At 64.4% G+C, this 19,325-nt stretch carries 15 protein-coding genes; 9 read left to right on the forward strand and 6 right to left on the reverse strand.

From position 1 onward, the window contains the following. Window positions 1-103: 103 nt before the first annotated feature. Window positions 104-772, forward strand: a complete 669-nt coding sequence (locus RAD15_RS34120; RefSeq protein WP_458183006.1) for a TetR family transcriptional regulator — start codon at window positions 104-106, stop codon at window positions 770-772. Window positions 773-891: 119 nt separating this feature from the next. Then, the gene (locus RAD15_RS34125) at window positions 892-1,686 is read left to right on the forward strand and encodes an adenylate/guanylate cyclase domain-containing protein (protein ID WP_458183007.1); all 795 of its coding nucleotides are present in this window, start codon (window positions 892-894) and stop codon (window positions 1,684-1,686) included. Between the two features lie 31 nt (window positions 1,687-1,717). Here RAD15_RS34125 and RAD15_RS34130 read toward each other — a convergent pair whose 3' ends face one another. After that, complete coding sequence (locus tag RAD15_RS34130; protein ID WP_458183008.1) at window positions 1,718-2,719, reverse strand: NADP-dependent oxidoreductase; 1,002 nt, start codon at window positions 2,717-2,719, stop codon at window positions 1,718-1,720. 69 nt (window positions 2,720-2,788) lie between these two features. Then, on the reverse strand, window positions 2,789-3,646 hold the full coding sequence (locus RAD15_RS34135) for an oxidoreductase (protein ID WP_458183009.1): 858 nt from the start codon (window positions 3,644-3,646) through the stop codon (window positions 2,789-2,791). A 115-nt stretch (window positions 3,647-3,761) separates the two neighbouring features. Here RAD15_RS34135 and RAD15_RS34140 point away from each other — a divergent pair, with 115 nt between their 5' ends. The 4 genes from RAD15_RS34140 (at window position 3,762) to RAD15_RS34155 (ending at window position 11,833) form a co-directional block, all read left to right on the forward strand. Next, window positions 3,762-4,313 (forward strand): TetR/AcrR family transcriptional regulator, encoded by a 552-nt coding sequence (locus RAD15_RS34140; RefSeq protein WP_458183010.1) that lies wholly within the window; start codon window positions 3,762-3,764, stop codon window positions 4,311-4,313. Between the two features lie 685 nt (window positions 4,314-4,998). Further along, window positions 4,999-8,532, forward strand: a complete 3,534-nt coding sequence (locus RAD15_RS34145; RefSeq protein ID WP_458183011.1) for a DUF5801 repeats-in-toxin domain-containing protein — start codon at window positions 4,999-5,001, stop codon at window positions 8,530-8,532. A gap of 290 nt (window positions 8,533-8,822) precedes the next feature. Further along, a complete protein-coding gene (locus RAD15_RS34150; protein ID WP_458183181.1) occupies window positions 8,823-10,526 on the forward strand; it encodes a type I secretion system permease/ATPase in 1,704 nt (567 codons plus the stop codon). Beyond that, entirely contained in the window at window positions 10,523-11,833 is a 1,311-nt protein-coding gene (locus RAD15_RS34155; protein WP_458183013.1) for an HlyD family type I secretion periplasmic adaptor subunit, read from the forward strand. The genes RAD15_RS34150 and RAD15_RS34155 overlap by 4 nt, the downstream gene beginning before the upstream one ends. 48 nt (window positions 11,834-11,881) lie before the next feature. Here the strand turns inward: RAD15_RS34155 and RAD15_RS34160 are convergent, their stop codons facing one another. Both RAD15_RS34160 and RAD15_RS34165 read right to left on the reverse strand, forming a co-directional pair. Next, window positions 11,882-13,330 carry a M81 family metallopeptidase gene (locus RAD15_RS34160; RefSeq protein ID WP_458183014.1) on the reverse strand — a complete coding sequence of 483 codons (1,449 nt, stop codon included), beginning with the start codon at window positions 13,328-13,330 and terminating at the stop codon, window positions 11,882-11,884. A gap of 106 nt (window positions 13,331-13,436) precedes the next feature. Further along, window positions 13,437-14,792: an MFS transporter gene (locus RAD15_RS34165; RefSeq protein ID WP_458183016.1), complete on the reverse strand. Its 1,356-nt coding sequence runs from the start codon at window positions 14,790-14,792 to the stop codon at window positions 13,437-13,439. A 138-nt stretch (window positions 14,793-14,930) separates the two neighbouring features. On the opposite strand from RAD15_RS34165, the gene RAD15_RS34170 reads away from it, so the two are divergent. From RAD15_RS34170 to RAD15_RS34180, 3 genes are all read left to right on the forward strand, one after another. Beyond that, window positions 14,931-15,746, forward strand: a complete 816-nt coding sequence (locus tag RAD15_RS34170) for a helix-turn-helix domain-containing protein (protein ID WP_458183017.1) — start codon at window positions 14,931-14,933, stop codon at window positions 15,744-15,746. Between the two features lie 183 nt (window positions 15,747-15,929). Further along, complete coding sequence (locus RAD15_RS34175; RefSeq protein ID WP_458183019.1) at window positions 15,930-16,718, forward strand: aspartate/glutamate racemase family protein; 789 nt, start codon at window positions 15,930-15,932, stop codon at window positions 16,716-16,718. After that, a complete protein-coding gene (locus tag RAD15_RS34180; RefSeq protein ID WP_458183021.1) occupies window positions 16,715-17,707 on the forward strand; it encodes an asparaginase in 993 nt (330 codons plus the stop codon). Before RAD15_RS34175 ends, RAD15_RS34180 begins: the two co-directional genes overlap by 4 nt. Here RAD15_RS34180 and RAD15_RS34185 read toward each other — a convergent pair. Together RAD15_RS34185 and RAD15_RS34190 are read right to left on the reverse strand one after the other, a co-directional pair. Next, a complete protein-coding gene (locus RAD15_RS34185) occupies window positions 17,704-18,432 on the reverse strand; it encodes a helix-turn-helix transcriptional regulator (protein WP_458183183.1) in 729 nt (242 codons plus the stop codon). The genes RAD15_RS34180 and RAD15_RS34185 overlap by 4 nt on opposite strands. Before the next feature lie 112 nt (window positions 18,433-18,544). After that, window positions 18,545-18,922 carry a nuclear transport factor 2 family protein gene (locus tag RAD15_RS34190; RefSeq protein WP_458183022.1) on the reverse strand — a complete coding sequence of 126 codons (378 nt, stop codon included), beginning with the start codon at window positions 18,920-18,922 and terminating at the stop codon, window positions 18,545-18,547. Window positions 18,923-19,325: the final 403 nt, after the last annotated feature.

Consider the following 19,325-nt stretch of genomic DNA (forward strand, 5'->3'; position numbering starts at 1 on the left):
ATTGCTAATTAATCGATGGGATAATTGGTGTCAAGCCCGTCCGATTGCGCTATGGATGGGCGGCGAAGCGCCGGGGCGCCGAAGCGAAGGATCGAACTGCGAGATGGCAGGTGTGAAGAGGCAGCCCGCGCGGGCGGTGAAGCGGGCGCCGGTCAAGCGGCGCGACCGCGAGCGGACGCGGCAGGAGATCCTCGACATCGCGTTCGAGGAATTCGCCGAGAACGGCTTGTCCGGCGGCAACACCGACGCCATCGCCGCCCGCGCCAACGTCACCAAGCGGCTGATCTTCTACTATTTCAACTCCAAGGAGGAGCTGTTCACCGCGGTGCTGGAGATGGCCTATGCCGAGATGCGCGCCGCCGAGGAGGATCTTCATCTCGAGGCGCTGGAGGTGGAAGCCGCGATCCGCCGGCTCGCCGAATTCACCTTCGATTTCCACCAGGCCCATCCGCATTTCGTCCGCCTCGTCAGCATCGAGAACATCCATCGCGGCCGTCACATGGCCACCAGCCGCAGGCTCAAGGAGATGACGCAGCCGAGCATCAGCCAGATTGCCAAGGTGCTGGAGCGCGGCGAGGCGAGCGGCGCAATCCGGCCCGGCATCGCTCCGGTGGAACTGCACATGACGCTGAATGCGCTGAGCTTCTTCGCGGTCGCCAACCGTCACACCTTCGAGGCGCAATTTGCCTTCGACATGTCTTCGCCAAAGGCGAGAGCCCAGCGCCGCGCCGAGATCTCCGACCTGCTCTGGCGCTGCGTGCGCAAGGACTGAAAAACCGGTGTGAGAGCGGCTCGCCAATCTTCGATTGCGAGCGCTGTTGCCAACGAAGAAATGTCCGACTACGCTTTGCTCAGGTCGCCCAGACGTTCCCGCCGATTGGCCGCGCGTTCATGCCAAAATTTCTTCGCATCGGTGTCCATCAGTCGAACGTATCCGGATATACGTCGAAGGCGTGGTGTGTCAGGCGCGTTGGCTCGGCGGTGTTCCTGAAATGGGGTGCTGTCGAGGTCCTTGGCGCCGGAGACGGGCGAAAGGTCTACTGGACACGTCTGCCGCAGGAGAAGACAATCCGCTGCGGCACGGCGCAGCGCGCCCAGGACTACACCAAGGCCGCGATCGCCCGGCGTGGCAATCATCGTTATGAGCCGCTGACCGGGGCGATTGCGCTCCGGCGCCGATCCGCCGAGCGCAGCGCCGAGCTCAAGCAGGCGCTCGCCACCATCCTGATCGTCGACATCGTCGGCTCCACCGCAAAAGCCGCGAAGCTCGGCGACGCGCGCTGGACCAAAATCATGGGCCACTATTACGCGGCGGTGCGCAGGGAGCTGAAGAGCACGCGGGGCAAGGAAGTCGTGACGACGGGCGACGGCGTGCTGGCGACGTTCAAGGCGCCGTCTGCCGGCATCCGCTGCGCGACCGCGATCCAGAAGGCCGTGCGCACGCTGGGCCTCGACATCAGGGTCGGGCTGCACGCGGGCGAATACACGATAAGCGGGGGCGAAATGGTTGGCCTCGCCTTCCACATCGGCACCCGCGTCGCCGCCAAGGCGCGCGCGGGAGAGGTGCTGGTGTCGAGCGCGGTGAAGGAGCTGATGACGCAGTCTCCAATCGTGTTCAGGGATCACGGCATGCATCAGCTCAAGGGCGTACCGGAGCGGTGGCGGCTGTTTCGGGTGGAGGGGTGAGGGGATTGCGGGAAGGCCCGCGCCAACGCCCTTACCTCATCTGGACAACGACCTTCCCCTTGGCTCGCCCTTTTTCGAGATACGCCAGCGCCTCCTTCGCCTGTTCGAACGGAAATACCTTGTCGATCACCGGCCGGATGCGCTCGGCCTTGAGAAGCTCGCCGATCTCGGCGAGTTGACTGCCGTCGGGACGCACGAAGAGGAACGAATATTTCGCGCCGATCTTGCCGGCGTTGCGAATGATCTTGCGGCTCAGCAATCCGAACAGGAACACCATGACGAAGTTCATCCCCCGGGCGCGCGCGAACGCTGCGTCCGGTGGGCCGATGAGCGAAGCTATCGTGCTCCCCGGCTTCAGGATCCGAAGCGATTTTTCGAGCGCATCGCCCCTGACCGTGCCCAGCACGGCGTCGTAGTCCCGCAGCACGTCCTCGAATTGCTGTGTCTTGTAGTCGACCACCTCGTCAGCCCCGAGGCTGCGCACCAGATCGACATTTCCCGTGCTGGTCGTCGTCCCCACCCGAGCTCCGAGATATGTCGCGAGCTGGATCGCAAAGGTGCCGATCCCGCCGGCGCCCGCGGGGATGAACACTTTCTGATCGGGCTTGAGACGTATGCGCTCCTTCAACGCCTGCCACGATGTCAGGCCGACCATGGGGATCGAGGCCGCTTGCACGAAGTCCAGATTCGGCGGCTTGAGCGCGGCGGCATCCTCCGGTACGCGCGCGAATTCGGCGAGAGCACCGGTTCCGAGATCGAAGGTGCTGGCGAAGACGGCATCGCCCGGCTTGAAGCGGGTCACGCGGCTTCCGACCTCGACGACGATTCCTGCAAGATCACTGCCCAGCGTGGCCGGCAATTGAAACTTGAGGATCGGCTTGAAGGTTCCTTTCGGAATCATGTTGTCGATCGGGTTCAAGCCCGCGGCGTGAACCTGGACCAGAATTTCGTTCGGCTTTGGCGTCGGCCGGGGGATCTCGGCCAATGCGACCTGATCCGGCTTGCCGTAACGTTTGAAGACAAGAGCTTTCATGTTTTCTCTCGGTCCGAAGGTTCTCGCGGTCGCGGCCGCAGGAGGCCGCGCGTGCGCCGGTTGCTGCGCTCAGAAGGCCCGGGCAGTGCGGTTGGTTCGCGATGCCGCCGGCGCATCGAGCCGCAGGTCCTTTCGAATGCCGGCATCCACCAGGACGGCCGGCGCAAATCGCCGTAAAAATCGCAGGCGCTTCGCGAGGCTGCCGGCTGCGTACCGGAGTTGCGGCCGCGCCGCGCTCGCCGCCTTCAGCACGGTCTCGGCCACGACGGCCGGCTGTTCGGCCGTTGCCATCACCTCGTTCACTCTCTTGGTCACGCCCGCGCGCGCCTCGCGATAGTCATCGAGCTTGGCATCGGGCTCCAGGAAGTTCGCGTCGAACGGCGTCTTGGTGTACGCGGGCTCGATCACCGAGACCCGGATGCCTCTCGTGCGCAGTTCATGGTCGAGCGATTCCGAATAGCCGGCCACCGCGTGCTTGGTTGCGGCATAGAGCGCGCCGTAGGGCATCGGCAGAAAGCCGAGCACGGAGCCGATGTTGATGATGTGGCCGCTCCCCTGGCGTCGCATGTGCGGCACGACGGCCCGCGTCATCCGGATCAGCCCGAAGAAGTTCGTGTCGAAGATCGCGCGTGCCTGATCCATCGAACTCTCTTCGGCTCCCGCGGGAGCAACGCCGAAGCCGGCGTTGTTCACGAGCAGGTCGATGCGGCCCTCGCGCCGTATCACTTCGCTGACGGCTGCTTCCACCGATGCATCGCTGGTCACGTCGAGGGACAGCATCTCGAACGGATGCTTGCCGGCCTGCGCGCCGCGCCTGCTGGTGCCGAACACGCTGTAGCCGGCGTTCGCGAGCCGTTCCGCCGTGGCCTGTCCGATGCCTGACGAGGCGCCGGTCACCAGCGCGACCTTCCGCTCAATCCTGTTCATAAGCCTCTCCGACGGCCCCACCGGGCTGAATATCTTTTTGATTACGGTCGTAATTATTGATATACATGACGATCGTAATTATAATTGTCAAGCCTCGTGCCCAAGGATCGGTCCCATGCGCGTCTCAAAGGAACAGGCCGCCAAAAACCGCGAGCGCATTCTTCAGGCCGCCTCCCGCCTGATGCGCGAGCGCGGCATCGCCGGCGTGGGTGTCGACGCTCTCGCCGAGGCGGCCGGGATGACGCACGGCAGCCTGTACAGTCAGTTCGGCTCCAAGGAGCGGCTGGTCGAGGAAGCGATGGCCTATGCGATCAGCGCCAAAGGGCAGGAATTGCCCGAGGCGTTTGCGCTCGACGATTACGTTTCCGAATATCTCTCGCCGGCCCATCGCGACGATCCGGCAAGCGGCTGCCCTTTTTCGGCCCTGGCTTGTGAAGTGTCACGCCAAAGCAGCGGCGTGAGGGAGCGTTTCACGGCCGGCGTGCGGGGCATGATCGGCTTGCTGAGCAGCCGAATGGCCTCCGCGCTGAAGCCACGGCAGCGTGAGGACAAGGCGCTCGCGGCCACCGCCACCCTCATCGGCGCCCTCGTGCTCGCCCGGGCCGTGAACGATCCCAAGCTGTCGAATGATATTCTTCGCGCGACGAGGAATTCGCTATCGGAGTGACGGCGCACTCAATTCACCAATATTCGAAGTCGCGAATGAGCGCGGTGAAGGGGTTGATGACGCAGTCTCCAATCGTGCATCCATCAGCTCAGGGCGTGCCGGAGCGGTGGCGGCTGTTTCGGGTAGAGGATTGAGGGTGGATTGCCAGCGAAGCGCCGCCAGCGTGTGGCGAAGTGTCTTACCCCGAAATTGGTACTGCTTTTTCACCCATTTACCGGGAACTTTCTTGCCGTCTAACTAGGGAACTTCAAGGCGTGGTCTTGCCTCGCATGTCTTCCGAGAGCGCCACGCGTCAATGATTGCCGATTTTACGTTTGATCACGCGAGCAGGGTCACTTCATATGCGTTGATGTCATATGCGTTGATGTCGCGATTTCAGCGGCAACCTCTCGCTTGCTACTCCACTGGCGTTCGCAGCTGCTTGCAGCAGATCGATGGAGCATAGCATGCAAAAGTGTCTGATTATTCTTTTTCCGTTGCTTCTCTCCCCGCCCGATCATTCAAGCAGGGTAGCAAGGGCGAACGCGAAGTAGACCCAAGCTTCGCTCCGCCCCATTTCCTTTGGCCTACCGTTCTCAACGAGCCGACGGCTCCTCGTGGCAAAACGCGGTGGAGTGCCGAAGGGTCGGCTCATGGAATTTCTGACGTGCGAGTTCACCATTGATTCTCCTGGAGGAGGCTTCCCATGGCACTTTCAGTCACCCTTACCGGCAAAACCGTTATTCTCGACGAAACCGCTGGCCTGCAGAATGACGATACCAATACGGCGCTCCCGAGCGAGTTTTCGACCCGGCTGGCGGCACTGAACGCTCCGGCCACGGAGATCAATCACGCGGTCAGCAACGGCGACGTCATCACCATCAGTGGCGTCACGGGCTCGGTCGGCAACCTCGCCTTTACCGATTCGGGTGGCGGCGCGCTCGACGGCGACACGAGCGGTCTCTTCACCAACGACGGCGAGGAGGTCTTCCTCTGGGCGGACCCCCTGAACGACAACATCGTGGTCGGCAAGACGGCTGCGGGTGTCATCGCCTTCGCGGTCTATCTCGAGCAGACCGCGACCGGCGCCAAGATCTGGAGCGTTCAGTACGAGGCCCTGGAGCATCCGGATGGCACCAATCCCGATGACTCCATCGACCTGGGCACCCATCTCAAGGTCGCGGTCAGCGAGGTGATCAATTTCGGCTTCGCCGGGGCGCCCTCCGGCAGCAATCTCTTCATGACCTTCGGAGATCCTACCTCGACCCAGATCGTGGTGATCGGCAAGGATCCGTTAAACCAGTCCCAGGGCGGAAACATCTCGACCAAGGACGTGCTCAATATCAGCCAGGCCGGCAGCACCACCTCGTTCGGCGTCAACGGCAACGCGATCAACCCGGGTGAAGGTGCGTACATCACCTATGTCACGGGCGCGAACACGAACTTCCTCGTGCCCAATCTGGACCAGAACGAGGCCGACGTCGAAGCCAACATCGACTTCCAGAACGTCTTCAATGCGACCAGCGCGTCCTTCACCGTCAACCAGACCAACCCGGGCGTCGGCCCCGTCACCGTCAAGATCTCGGCCTTCAACACCGCCGCGGAGCCGGGGGTGAACTTCGTCGACGGACTCACCAACGACGCGCACGTCAACATCACGTCGTTCTCGCTCACCGACGTCGTCGTCAAGTCAGGCAAGACTCAATTTACGCCGCAAGCCACGATCGACAACGACGGCAATCTGATCATCACCGGCCTGAGCACAGGCGACAAGGTGCAGTGGACGACGAGCGGAACGCATGACCGTGTCCTGATCGAGAACATCAGCGCCATCGACGGCATTACCGGCAACGACAACAACACGTTCGACATCGGCGGCTTCAGCTTGAGCAGCGCCAACGCCGCGAGCGCCACGGTCGGCACGGCTATCCACTTCGAGGATGACGGGCCGACGGCGGGAATCGCGCAGGGCACGGCGAAGGTGGCGCATGACGAGACTGCGGGTATTCAGGCAGATGCTGATGACACCACCGCGGCAGGCGTGGTCGCGCTGTTTGCTGGCGTCAGCAATGTCAGCACCGACCTCAGCCCGATCGGTTATGCGCAGGACCCGAACGCTGTCGTGAGCTCGACCGCGAGCTCGTTCGGTACCGATTCGTTCGGCGGGACGACGGCGTTCTCGCTGGATGTCTCTGCCGCAGGGGTGGATTCCGGCCTCGACACGACGGCCGGCACCAGCATCTTCCTGTTCAAGGAAGGCAGTCTGGTGGTCGGCCGCATCGGCAGTGCCGCCGGGGCGGCGGCCTTCGCGGTGGCGATCAATAGCACGAGCGGCGTCGTCAGCGTGGCGCAATACGCCTCACTGAAGCATCCGATTACGACGAATCCTGACGATTCGGTGTCGATCACCGACGGCGCGCTGCTGGCGGTGGTGACGGTGACCGACGGCGACGGAGACACGGCGACGAGCTCGACCGGCATTGGCGATGCCGTGCAGTTCCAGGACGACGGGCCGACGGCAGCGATCGTCCAGGGCGCCGCGACGGTGGCGCATGACGAAACTGCAGGTGTCGACGCGGATGCCGACGACACAACCGCGGCAGGTGTTGTCGCCTTGTTCACTGGCGTCACCAATAAAAGCACCGATCTCAGCCCCGGCTACGCACAGGATGCCACCCCAGTCGTGAGCGCGACCGGCAGCTCTGCGGGCGCCGATAACGAGGGCGCGACGACGGTGTTCTCGCTGGCGGTGTCCTCCGCAGGCGTGGATTCCGGCCTCGACGCCACCAACGGCACAAGCATCTTCCTGTTCAAGGAAGGCAACCTCGTGGTCGGCCGCATCGGTAGTGCCGCCGGGGCCGCGGCCTTCGCGGTGGCGATCGACAGCACCAGCGGTGTCGTCAGCGTGGCGCAATACGCCTCGCTGAAGCACCCGACAGGCGGTTCCAGCTACGATGAGGCGATTAACATCACCGAAGCCGCGCTGCTGGCGGTAGTGACAGTCACCGACGGCGACGGCGACACCGCGACGAGTTCGACCGGCATCGGCGATGCCGTGCAGTTCCAGGACGATGGGCCGACCATCGGGCCCATCGCCGATGGGCAGGTGGACTTCGCCGCCGGCGCCACCGTAACCAAAACGCTCAACGCAGTGGTCGGCGCGGATGACCCGGCGACATACAGCATCACCAGCTCGCCGGCGAGCCTGACGATCCTGGATGGCACGGTCTCGCAGACAACGCTGCTCCGGGACCTCACGAACAGCAATACTGTCGCAACCTACTACAAGGACGTCGATGGCAGCGGCACACACAACGCAGGCGACATCGACTTCTTCAAGCTGACGGTGTCCGGCGGCAACTACACCTTCGATGTCCTGCAGAATCCCCCGCCGGCGGAGATCAGCTTCAGCTTTGCGGGGGCGCCCTCCGGCAGCAATCTCTTCATGACCTTCGGCGATCCGACCTCGACCCAGATCGTGGTGATCGGGGAGAATCCGCTGAACCAGTCGCTGGGCGGCAATATCACGACCAAGGACGTGCTCAATATCAGCCAGGCCGGCAGCACCACGTCGTTCGGTGTCAACGGCAACCAGCTCAATGACAGCGCCAATTACCCCACTGAGGGTGCGTACATCACCTACGTGACGGGCGCGAACACGAACTTCCTCGTGCCGAATCTGGACCAGAACGAGGCCGATGTCGAAGCCAACATCGACTTCCAGGCCCTGTTCAATGCGACATCGGCGTCCTTTACCGTCAACCAGACGAACCCGGGCGTCGGACCCGTCAGCGTCAAGATCACGGCCTACAGCACCGCCTACGAGCCGGGGACGGGGTTCGTCGATGGTCTCACCAACGACACGCACGTCAACATCACGTCGTCCACGTTGACCAACTTCGTCGTCAAATCGGGCAACACGACATTTACTCCGGTTGCCACGGTCGACGCCGACGGCAATCTGATCATCACTGGCCTCAGCACCGGCGACAAGGTGCAGTGGACCACGGATGGAGCCCACAACCGCGTGCTGATCGAAAACATCAGCGCCCATGATGGCATCACTGGCAACGACAACAACACCTTCGATATCGGCGGGTTCAGCCTGGTTCAGTCGCAGCCGGCACCCGACGAGAAGCTCGACTTCACCGTTCAGATCGCCGATGCCGACGGGGATACGGCTTCCAGCAGTTTCTCAGTCGGGATTGACGGAAACCACAACGGCGTCATCACGATCTGAACCGCAAGCCGCCGGCTGCACGCCGCTTTGGCGCGCAGCCGGCACCTGTTCGGTCGCACGGGCCTGGAGTTGATCGGATGCCGGATAGTGTCACTGCCTGGTGCGGCCATCTCTCCCGGTCCGCTGGCGCCTGGTGCGGCCAGGTTCTCGGTTATCCGGAGGAGCTGGCGAGCTTCACCATACGCGTCGGCCTGTTCGCCGCGGCGGCCTTCATTTTCATCAGGCTGGTCTTGAAGCGGCGGCGCACGGCGGCAGCTGCGCGAGAGAACGAGCCACCTCAGGCGCATCAAATGTCCTCACCGCTTCACGCCTGTCGCGGCGTGCTGGTCGGGCTCGGCCTGATCACCGCCATGCTGAACGTGCTGTACCTGACCGGCTCGTTCTTCATGCTCGAAGTCTACGACCGCGTGGTGCCGAGCCGCAGCGTGCCGACGCTGATCGGTCTCGCCGCGCTGGTCGGGGCGCTCTATTCGTTCCAGGCGTTCCTCGACATTCTGCGCGGGCGCATCCTCGTCCGCATCGGCGAGTGGCTCGACCGCGCGTTCTCGGCGCGCGCCTACGACATCGTCGCGCGCTGGCCGCTGCGGGCGCGCGCGAGCGGCGACGGGCTGCAGCCGGTGCGCGATCTCGACCAGGTGCGCAGCTATCTCTCCGGGCTCGGCCCGACCGCGCTGTTCGATCTGCCATGGATCCCGTTCTACCTCGCGATCTGCTTCATGTTTCATCCGCTGCTCGGGCTCACGGCGTCGATCGGCTCGGTGATGCTCGTGTCCCTGACCCTTCTCACCGACCGCTTGACGCGTGCGCGCACGAAGGAAGTCACCGGCCAGATCGCGCAACGCAACGCCCTCGCCGAGGCGAGCCGGCGGAATGCCGAGGTATTGCAGGCCATGGGCATGCGCGGGCGGCTCGCCGCGCGCTGGGCGGACATCAATGACAGCTACATGTTCACCCAGCGCCGCGCCGCCGACATCGCCGGCGGCTTCGGTTCCGCCTCCAAGGTGCTGCGCATGGTGCTGCAATCGGCGGTGCTGGCCGTCGGCGGCTATCTCGTCATCATCCAGGAGGCGACCGCCGGAATCATCATTGCCGGCGCCATCCTCACCTCGCGCGCGCTCGCGCCGGTCGAGCTTGCCATCGCCCACTGGAAGAGCCTGATCGCGGCCCGGCAAAGCTGGAAACGTCTGCAGCAGCAATGGATACAACTCCCGGCCGAGGAGGAGAAGACGCCGTTGCCGCCGCCGTGCAAGACCCTCGCCGTCGAGGCCGTCTCCGTGGCGCCGCCGGGCGAACAGATCGCCGTCGTGCTGGAAGCATCCTTCGCGTTGAACCCGGGGCAGGGGGTCGGCATCGTCGGCCCGAGCGCATCGGGCAAGTCGTCGCTGGTGCGTGCCGTCGTCGGCGTGTGGGGAGCCGCGCGCGGCAAGGTGCGGCTGGACGGCGCCGCGCTCGACCAATGGAGCTGCGAGGCGCTCGGCCGCCACATCGGCTATCTGCCCCAGGACGTCGAGCTGTTCGCCGGCACGGTGGCGCAGAACATCAACCGCTTCGAGCCCGCCCCCGATGCCGAGGCGACGATCGCCGCCGCGAACGCGGCCGGTGTGCACCAGATGGTGCTGCGGTTGCCGAAGGGCTACGACACCCCGATCGGCGAAGGCGGCGCGGCGCTCTCTGCCGGGCAGCGGCAGCGCATTGCGCTTGCCCGCGCGCTCTACCGCGACCCCTTCCTGGTGGTGCTCGACGAGCCCAACTCCAATCTCGACGCCGAGGGCGACCAGGCCCTGACGCAAGCCATTCTCGGCGTGCGCGCCCGAGGCGGCATTGTCATCGTCGTCGCGCATCGCACCAGCGCGCTCGCCGGCGTGGACCAATTGATCGTGATGGCCGAGGGGCGCGTGCAGGCGTTCGGACCCAAGGACGCGCTGCTGGCCAAGATGATGCAGCCGCGGCCGGCAGTGCCGCTCAAGATCGTAACCGAGGGAGCGAGCCTTTGAACCGCGAGCCGGTGAACCAGGTCCCACACGCGATCCGTCAGCACCTGCGCGCCGGCCTCGTGGGCGTCATCATTCTCGCCGGCGGCGTCGGCGGCTGGGCCGCGACCACGGAGCTGGCCGGCGCCGTCGTTGGCTCCGGCACGCTGGTGGTCGACAGCTACATCAAGAAAGTGCAGCATCCGACCGGCGGCGTGGTCGGTGAACTCAACGTTCGCGAGGGCGCCCGGGTGAAGGCCGGCGACGTCATCGTGCGCCTCGATGAGACGGTGACGCGGGCCAATCTCCTGATCGTCGTAAAGAGTCTCGACGAACAGGCGGCGCGGCGGGCGCGGCTCGAGGCGGAGCGCGACGGTCAGGAGTGGCTCGGCTTTCCCACGGACCTCGTTGAGCGTACCGCTGATCCGGACGTCGCTCGCTTGATCGTCGGCGAGCGCAAGCTGTTCGAGCTGCGCGGCGTCGCCCGCGCCGGGAAAAAGGCGCAGCTCAACGAGCGCATCGGCCAGCTTCGCGAGCAGATCCGCGGGCTCGAGGAGCAGATCCAGGCGAAAGACAGGGAAACCATCTTCATCGACCAGGAGCTGCTGGGCGTGCGCGACCTGTGGCGAAAGAATCTGGTCCAGATCACGCGCCTGACGACGCTCGAACGCGACGCGGTGCGCGTGCACGGCGAACGCGGCGCGTTGGTTGCCGCCATCGCCGAAGCCAGGGGCCGGATCACCGAGACCATGCTGCAAATCATGCAGATCGATCAGGATCTGCGCAGCGAGGTGGGAAAGGATCTCGCCGAGATTCGCGCCAGGACCTCGGAGCTGGTCGAGAAACGCGTGGCCGCCGAGGATCAGCTCAAGCGCATCGATATTCGGGCGCCGCAGGACGGCACGGTGCATCAGCTGGCGCTGCACACCGTCGGCGGCGTCATCAGCCCCGGCGAGCAGATCATGCTCATCGTCCCCGCCAACGATGCGCTCGTCGTCGAGGTGCGGATTCCTCCGCACGAGATCGATCGTCTGTCGGTCGGCCAGCCGGTGCTGCTGCGCTTTTCGACCTTCAACCAGCGCACCACGCCTCAACTCAACGGCGAGGTGAGCACCGTCTCCGCCGACGTCGCAATCGACCAGAAAAGCACGGCGAGCTTCTACGTCGCCCGCATCGCCGTTCCCGAGGCGGAGATCGCGCGCCTGGGCGAGCTGAAACTGATCGCCGGCATGCCGGTCGAAGCCTTCATCCAGACCGGCCAGCGCACGGTGATGTCATACCTCGTCAAGCCGCTCTCCGATCAGCTGATGCGCGCCTGGCGCGAGCGCTAGCGCGAACTCGGCGATTCCCAAACGCAACCTTCACATATGCATTCCGACTTAATTGTCGATCGGCCAGAGGTTGCGCGACCGAGCCCGATAGTTCAATTCCTTCCAGTTCATGCTGGCCCCGCCTGGTGAATCGACGAACAGCACCTTGGCTGCGGATGGCGCATAGGCCGCATAGAAATGGTTCGCCGACTTCACCACGACGATTTTTCGAGACCTCCAATCGATCCCCATCGGGGTGAAGACGTCGCCGAGCGCCTGGAGGCGCCTTTCAACAAGCACGACGTCAATTCCGGCGACGTCGATCCGAACCGAGCGGCCCATCGGCGTGCTGCCTCCGGAGCCGAAGCAGTTCAGCATATCTGCTGCCGGCGCGCAGTTCAGCACGCGGGCTTCGACGTCGAGTGGCTGGCCGGATGCCGGCGAATGTTTTCCTCCGATGCGGACTGGAAGTGTTGCGCCGACGCCTGCCGAGTAACAGATGGCAAGCGCACCGGGATCGTAGAACGGGCCCACGCAGGCCTCGGTGACGCCGCGCTTCAGCATCGCCTCCAGGACGAATGTCGAATCGCCGGCCGCCCCGCCGCCGCTGTTGTCTGCGACATCGGCGAGCACGATCGGATGAGTTGAACTCCGTGTCGCCTCGTTCAGTGCCGTTTCGATGTCCAGATATTCCGCGAAGCATCGATCGCGAATGGCGAAGAGTTCGTCACGGAGCTGCGCGGCCAGGGCATCGCCGAGGCTCTTTCGCCCGTCCGTGATGACCAGCATCTTCGATCCAAGCTCGGAGCAGTCGCCCCAGGCGAAGCCGTGGACGAAGGAGATCGAGAGCACGCCGTCCTGGCCTTCGAGCTCCTTCATGCGCCGGACGAACGAACTCATCGGCTCGCGCAGCGTCATGAATTGCGCGATCATGTTGCAGGGGACGACGGACATGACCGGTTTGATCTGCTTGCGCGCCGCGCGCAGGCAGAGGTCGACCAATTCCCTGGCGCGATCGAGAATGTCGAGATGAGGATATTCCTTGAAGAAGACCAGGATGTCGGCGCTCTCGAACTTCTTCTTCGACAGGAAGCCATGCAGATCCAGTTCGACGCCGATGGTCACGTCCGGTCCGACGATGCGGCGGACTTCGGCGATCAGATCGCCTTCGGCATCCTCGTAGCCGTCGGCAATCATCGCTCCGTGCATGGCGAGCGCGACGATGTCGACCGGCATCGCGGCGCGCAGATCCTCCAGCAGGCGGTCCCGTAATGTCTCATAGGCCGTCCTGGTGGTCATGCCGTTGGGCTCGGCGAAACCGCCTCGCCCCTGCACGATGTCCAGCCGTTCTTCCGCGGCGCGTTCGCGAAGCACGCGAAGCACCATGCCGAACAGATGATACTCGCCCGGCTTGCCGTCGCTTGCCGGGCGCTCGTTGGGCTCGAACTGGTCGATCGAGGTCGGAAACGGCGAGAACGTGTTCGTTTCCGTGCCGAACAGAGCCGAAAATATTCGCATGGTCGTCACCGAAGAGTTGCGAGAGAGCTGGAGAAGTCCGCACTATCGAGGCGTTGGAAGTCGTCTCTTCCAACGCGCGTTGTACGATATTTTTCGTCGCGTCGGACTATGCCTCCACGCTGGCTTCGGCCTTGGGCTGAAATTCGGTCGCACCAGCGGACGCAGGACGCAGCGCGACGAGCATCACGACCCCGGCCAGGGCGAACAGCCCCGCCACGAAGTACATCGACATCGCCTGGTCACCGGTGCGGCTGTTGATCTGCGCCATCATGATCGGGCTCACGACGCCGCCCAGCAGCGCAAGGCTGTTGATGAAGGCGATCCCCGTGGCCGCGACTGGCTTGGCCAGATACTCGGTGACGACGGTCAGGAACAGGGGCAACGCGGAGGCGAGACCGAGCATGGTCACGCAGAGGCCGGCGAGGGAGCCCGCGAAATTGCCTTGCGTGAGAATGCAGATCCCGAGTCCCGCCGCTGCGACGAAGGTGCTCGCTGCGTAATGCCAGCGGCGTTCGCGCGTTCGGTCGGAATGCCGGCCGACGAAGATCATCGCGGTAATGCCGACGGCTTGCGGGATCGCCGCGAAAATCCCCACCAGCAGCAGGTCATCGACGCCCCAGCCCTTGATCAGGCTGGGGATCCAGAACACCAGCGCATAGTTCGCCGCAATGAGCAGGAAATCCGACAGCGCGAGCGTATAGACGCGCCAGTCGCGGAACAGCGCCTTGAGCGCACTGCTCGAGGCCGTCGCGGTCGGCCGGTGATATTCAATGTCCGCCTTGATCCGCTGCTTCTCCTCGCCCGTCAGCCAGTGCGCCTCCTCGGGGCGATCCTGCAGCCAGAGATAGGCGGTGATGCCGAGCAGGCTGGCGGGAAGGCCCTGGGTCAGAAACAGCCACTGCCAGCCGGCCAGGCCGCCGACGCCGTTCAGATATTTCATGATGGCGCCGGACGCCGGTCCCGCGATGACGCCGGCGCCGACCACGGCGGCCATCAGGATCGCCAGCACCTGTCCGCGGCGTGGCTCGGGATACCAGTAGGTCAGATACAGCACGACGCCGGGCAGGAAGCCGGCTTCGAACACGCCGAGCAGGAAGCGCATGACGTAGAACTGCAGCGGCGTTTGCACGAACAGCATGCCGGCAGCGACGAGGCCCCAGATGAACATGATGCGCAGCAGAGTCTTGCGGGCTCCGATTCTCTGCATCAGCATGTTGCTGGGGACCTCGAACATGACGTAGCCGACGAAGAAGAGCCCGGCGCCGAAGCCGTACACGGCGTCGTCGAACGACGGCAACTCGGCCATCTGGAGTTTTGCGTAGCCGATGTTGACACGATCGACATAGGCGACCATGTAGGACACCATCAGCAGGGGAAGCAGCCGCCATCCCACCTTCTTGTACAATGCGTCGTTTGAGGGATTCGCGGCCGGGGAAGCACTTGCAAGAGATGAGCTGGTCATGGAGCGCCCTGATCTTTGATCGGAGGAGCTCGATCCTGAGCAGGGACTTTGGGTCGTGCAATTTTGCAAGCTGTCGACGAATGGTGCAACCTGACGCTACCAACGCGCCATTTGGCAAGAGACGGGCTCGGACACTAGATGTTCACCAACGCGAATTTTCCTGGCAACCTCAAGCTGCTCTGCAGCCACTACCGGTCCATTGCCGAGGTCTGTCGCCGGCTCAAGGTCAATCGGGCCCAATTCAACAAATATCTCAGCGGTCAGACCGCGCCGACGGCCCACAATCTCAAGCGCATCTGCGATTTCTTCGGCGTCGAGGAGAGCGAGATCGTGCGGCCTCACGAGGAGTTCGCGCAGCTCATCGGCGTGCGCGTCGGCACCTCGGCCCGTGCCGCGCTCAGCGTGCCGCCGCTCAAGCACCTCGAGACGCTGCGGCGGCATTCGTCCGACACGCTGAAGAAGTACGCGGGCTACTACTTCGAATATTATTATTCGATGTCGTCGCCCGGGCGCATCCTGCGTTCGCTGGTGCATTTGCACGAGACCAGCGGATATTGGGCCTGCGAGCGGACCGAAAGATTGCAGGACGTTGGCGCGCCGGCCCGACATGCCCTGTGCCACTATGTCGGCATGGCGTTCTATCTGAACGAGCGCATCTTCGTGCTCGACTACGAGTCGCTCACCTCCAACGAGATCACGCAGACGGTGCTGATCCCGAGTTTCAAGAACAGGATCACGCGCCTGAACGGATTGAAGCTTGGCGTCAGTGCGGCTGACCAGCGCGCGCCCTGTTGCTCGAGGGTCGTGTGGGACTATCTGGGACCGAAGGTTCCCCGTATTCAGTCCTATCGCAAGCTCGGCCTGTTTGCGCTCGACGACGATCAAATCGACGTCGATGTCCGACGGCGCCTGCAGCAGACCCGGTTCGATCAGGGCCTGTTCTCGGTGCCCTAGATTCTTGCTTTGACGCGTTTTCTTCACGCGAACCGGTGTCCACTTCGCTTGAAAACGCTCTGGAAGTGCAACAGGTTGCGCCAGCAGCCTTGGGTAACTCGCGCCACTGCCGAACGAGTTGCGAAATTGCACCGTGTCCGACCGCGCGGCAAACCAGCCGCATCGTCAACGGTGCCAATGGTCATGAACGCGTCCGCCCCCCTCGATCCGGGTCCTCATCCCACATCGTCCGACATCGCTCTCGCAGGCTATGTCGCCCGGCCCAGGATCGGAATCATCACCGGCTCGGGGCCCGAAGCCGGACTGGATCTGTGGGCGAAGGTGCTCCGGGAGAACCGCCGCCGGATGGGTTCGCAGTTTCGTCACGACACGGATGCGCCGGCGATCGACATCATCTCCGATCCGGCGCTCGGCCTGTCCATGGAGCTCGATCGTACCGAATCGGCGGTGTGGGCCGCGCTGCGCGCCGATGCCGAGGCGCTCGATGGACGGGTCGCCGCCTACGCCATCGCCTGCAACACGCTGAACGTGTTCGCGCCGCGCCTGAACGAGCTCGGCCTGACGGCGCGCCTGATCTCGTTCACGGACGTGCTTGGCGCTCATCTCCGGCAACGCGGCGAGACGCAAGTGTGCCTCCTGGGAGCGCGTACGGTCGCCGAGCTGGGAGCGTGGTCGCCCTATCGGTCCTTGCGTAGCGTGGTTGATTTCGAGCCGCTGGATGAGGACGGGCGCGTGGCGCTCCATCAGCTCATCTACGACGTCAAGCAGTACGGCGCGGAGCATCCGCCCCTGCGCGATCGGTTTGCGCGCCTGCTCGAGCGGGTCCGATCGGAAACAGTCCTGCTCGCCTGCACCGAATTGCCGCTCATCGCAGACGTGGAGACGACCAAGCGCCTGGTCGACGTGACCCAGCTCGTTGCCGAGGCGCTGGTGGATTGCACCGGACTTGCGGCGACGTCGGACGGCTCATGAAGCATAGCGGCAAGCTCAGGAGCGGCAAGCTTGGGGTCGTGATCACGGGGGGCACGATCGGAATGCGCGCCGGCGATGCAGGGCTGGCGCCGGAGTCCGGCCTCGGGGCCCGCATGCGCGAAGCCATATGCGCGCAGGGAAGGCACGATGTCGGGCCGTTCGTCGAGCTGGCGCCGCTGATCGACAGCGCCAATGCGGAGCCCGAGTTTTGGGTGCGGGTTGCGGCCGCGGTGGTGTCGCTCGTCGAGGATGCAGATTGCGATGGCGTGCTGGTTCTTCATGGCACCGATACCATGGCCTATACCGCGGCCGGCCTTGCGTTCCTGCTGTTCGGCTTGCCCGTGCCGGTCGTGCTGACGGGCGCCATGCATCCGATCGGTGACGCCGGCAGCGATGGCTGGGACAATCTATCGGGCGCATTGGACCTGCTGAAAAACGATCCGCCGGCAGGCACCTACGTTTACTTTGCGGGCAAGCAGATCCCGGCGGTCCACTGCAGCAAGTGGCGGACGCAGACGGTCGATGCCTTCACCAGAACCCGGCGGCCTACGATCGACAGGTCCGCATCCTCCCTGCCGCCCTGGAGCTACCGCAAGCTGGTCGCGCCGGCCCGCGTCGCCGTGCTGCCGCTCCACCCCGGCTTCGAGCCGATGACGCTCGAGGCGCTCGTGACTGCCGGCGTGCCGGGCTGCGTGCTCGAATGCTACGGTTCGGGAACGGCGCCTGTCGCGGACGCGCGCTTCATCGCCGCTCTCGAACTGGCGCGTTCTCGCAACATGGTCGTCGTCGCGATCAGCCAGTGTCCCGAGGGCGCGGTGGCGTTCGGCCATTATGCGACGGATCACCGGCTGAAGTCCGTCGGGGTCGTGAGCGGGGGCGGCATGACGCGCGAGGTCGCGTTGGCGAAACTGAGTACCTTGCTGGGCGCCGGGCTGCCGGCCGCGGCCTGCCGGGACTGGATGGGCGTGAGCGTCTTCGGCGAGCTTTAGCGCGCCTTCTTGCTGCGGCCTGGATTTGCAGTGGTTTGCTGCCGCTCGGCTTCGGCGACTTGCGTTCGCCATTGCCTGACGAGGTCTCGCCGGCGACCGGGGTAGCGTTCCGCCAATAGCTTTGCGGACAGCACCCGATCGGCCCGGAATGACCGGAAATCCCGCCGAAGCTCGCACCAACCGGCGACGATCCTCCGGGACTCGAAGAACCCGAGACCGATCGGCCAGATGACCCGCCTGGTGTCGGCGCCCCTGGGATCGCGATAGACGATGCGCAGCTTCCGTTGCTCGCGCATCGCTTCGCGCACCATCTGGAGATCGACGTGCTTTGGTTGGGGCGAGGCACGGCTGACGTGAAATGTATTGTCGCTCAGCGTGCGCCGCAGTTCGGTCGGGAGCACCGCGCCGATCTTTCCGAGCGCGTTGCTGGCGGCGAGGGCCAATCCCGCGTCGGTTTGGCGGCTCACCCATTGCATGCCCAACGTGATGGCCTGCAGTTCCTCTTCCGAGAACATGAGGGGTGGAAGCAGGAAACCAGGCTTCAGGACATAGCCCACTCCGGGCTCTCCCTCGATCTCCGCGCCCATGGCCTGCAACACAGCGATGTCGCGGTAGATGGTCCGCAGTGAGACACCGGCTTCGTTCGCGAGCGCGGGGCCCGGCACCGGATGGCGGTGCCGGCGCAGAACCTGCATGAGCTCGAAAAGCCGTTCGCTCCTGGACATGGACCTTTCTACCACATCCCGTGCCAAAATTTGGCAGCAGGAACTTTGCCGGCGTCCGGAGCCGGAAGTCCTCCAGCTTCATGGTCTCCGGACCGCCTGCCGCCGACGGCGCTCAGTGAGGCTGCGTCGTCGCCGCGACGGCAGCGAAGGGCGTCGCGTCGTAGATCACGTCTGTCGAAGCGATCTTGCCGTTCTTGACCTGGACGCGTTCGGCCACGATGGCGCCGGCCACGGGATGGGTGTCCACGACGTAGACGATCACCGCCTGTTCATCGTCGCCGTAGACCGCGAGAGCGCTGAGCTTCTTGATCATGCGGGCGAAGCCGCCGTGGAAGCCGCGGAAGCTCTCGATGCCGGCGATCCGGCCGCGAGGGGACGAGCACACGATGTCGTTCGACGAGATCGAGACGATCGTCTCGACGTCCTTGTTGGCCATCGCCTCGACATAGGTACGGGCGATTTCGGCGGCTGTTCCGGCGGTCTTGGTCACAGGTGTTTTCCTTTTGGTGGGTTTGGACAGCCGGACGTCTAGCGCAAGGCAGTGACAGATTTTGTCAGCATGGTGCGCGGGTGAGGTTTCGCCTGAGCGGCCGGTGTGCGGGCCAGTTCGCAAGGCCGCGGAGGCCGTTCTCGATTGCGCGGCGGGCGGCGCAAGGCTCTACAGCAGTTTGGCTCCCTGCCGGCGTTCGGTCAGCGACGCTGCCGAATACTCCCGTCTGGCGGCGTGCCTGTCGTCGGTAGTGCCTCCCCGGGCGCACGGTCGAGCGGCGGGTGTGGCCTCGCGAGTCCTATCGTTCCGGGAGGAGCGTCGTTGCTGGCCGTAGGAGTATTGACGCGCTCCAGCGTGATTGTGGATGCAACCACGATGGCGATGGCCAAACCGATAGCAGCCA

Source organism: Bradyrhizobium sp. 14AA (assembly GCF_054185205.1).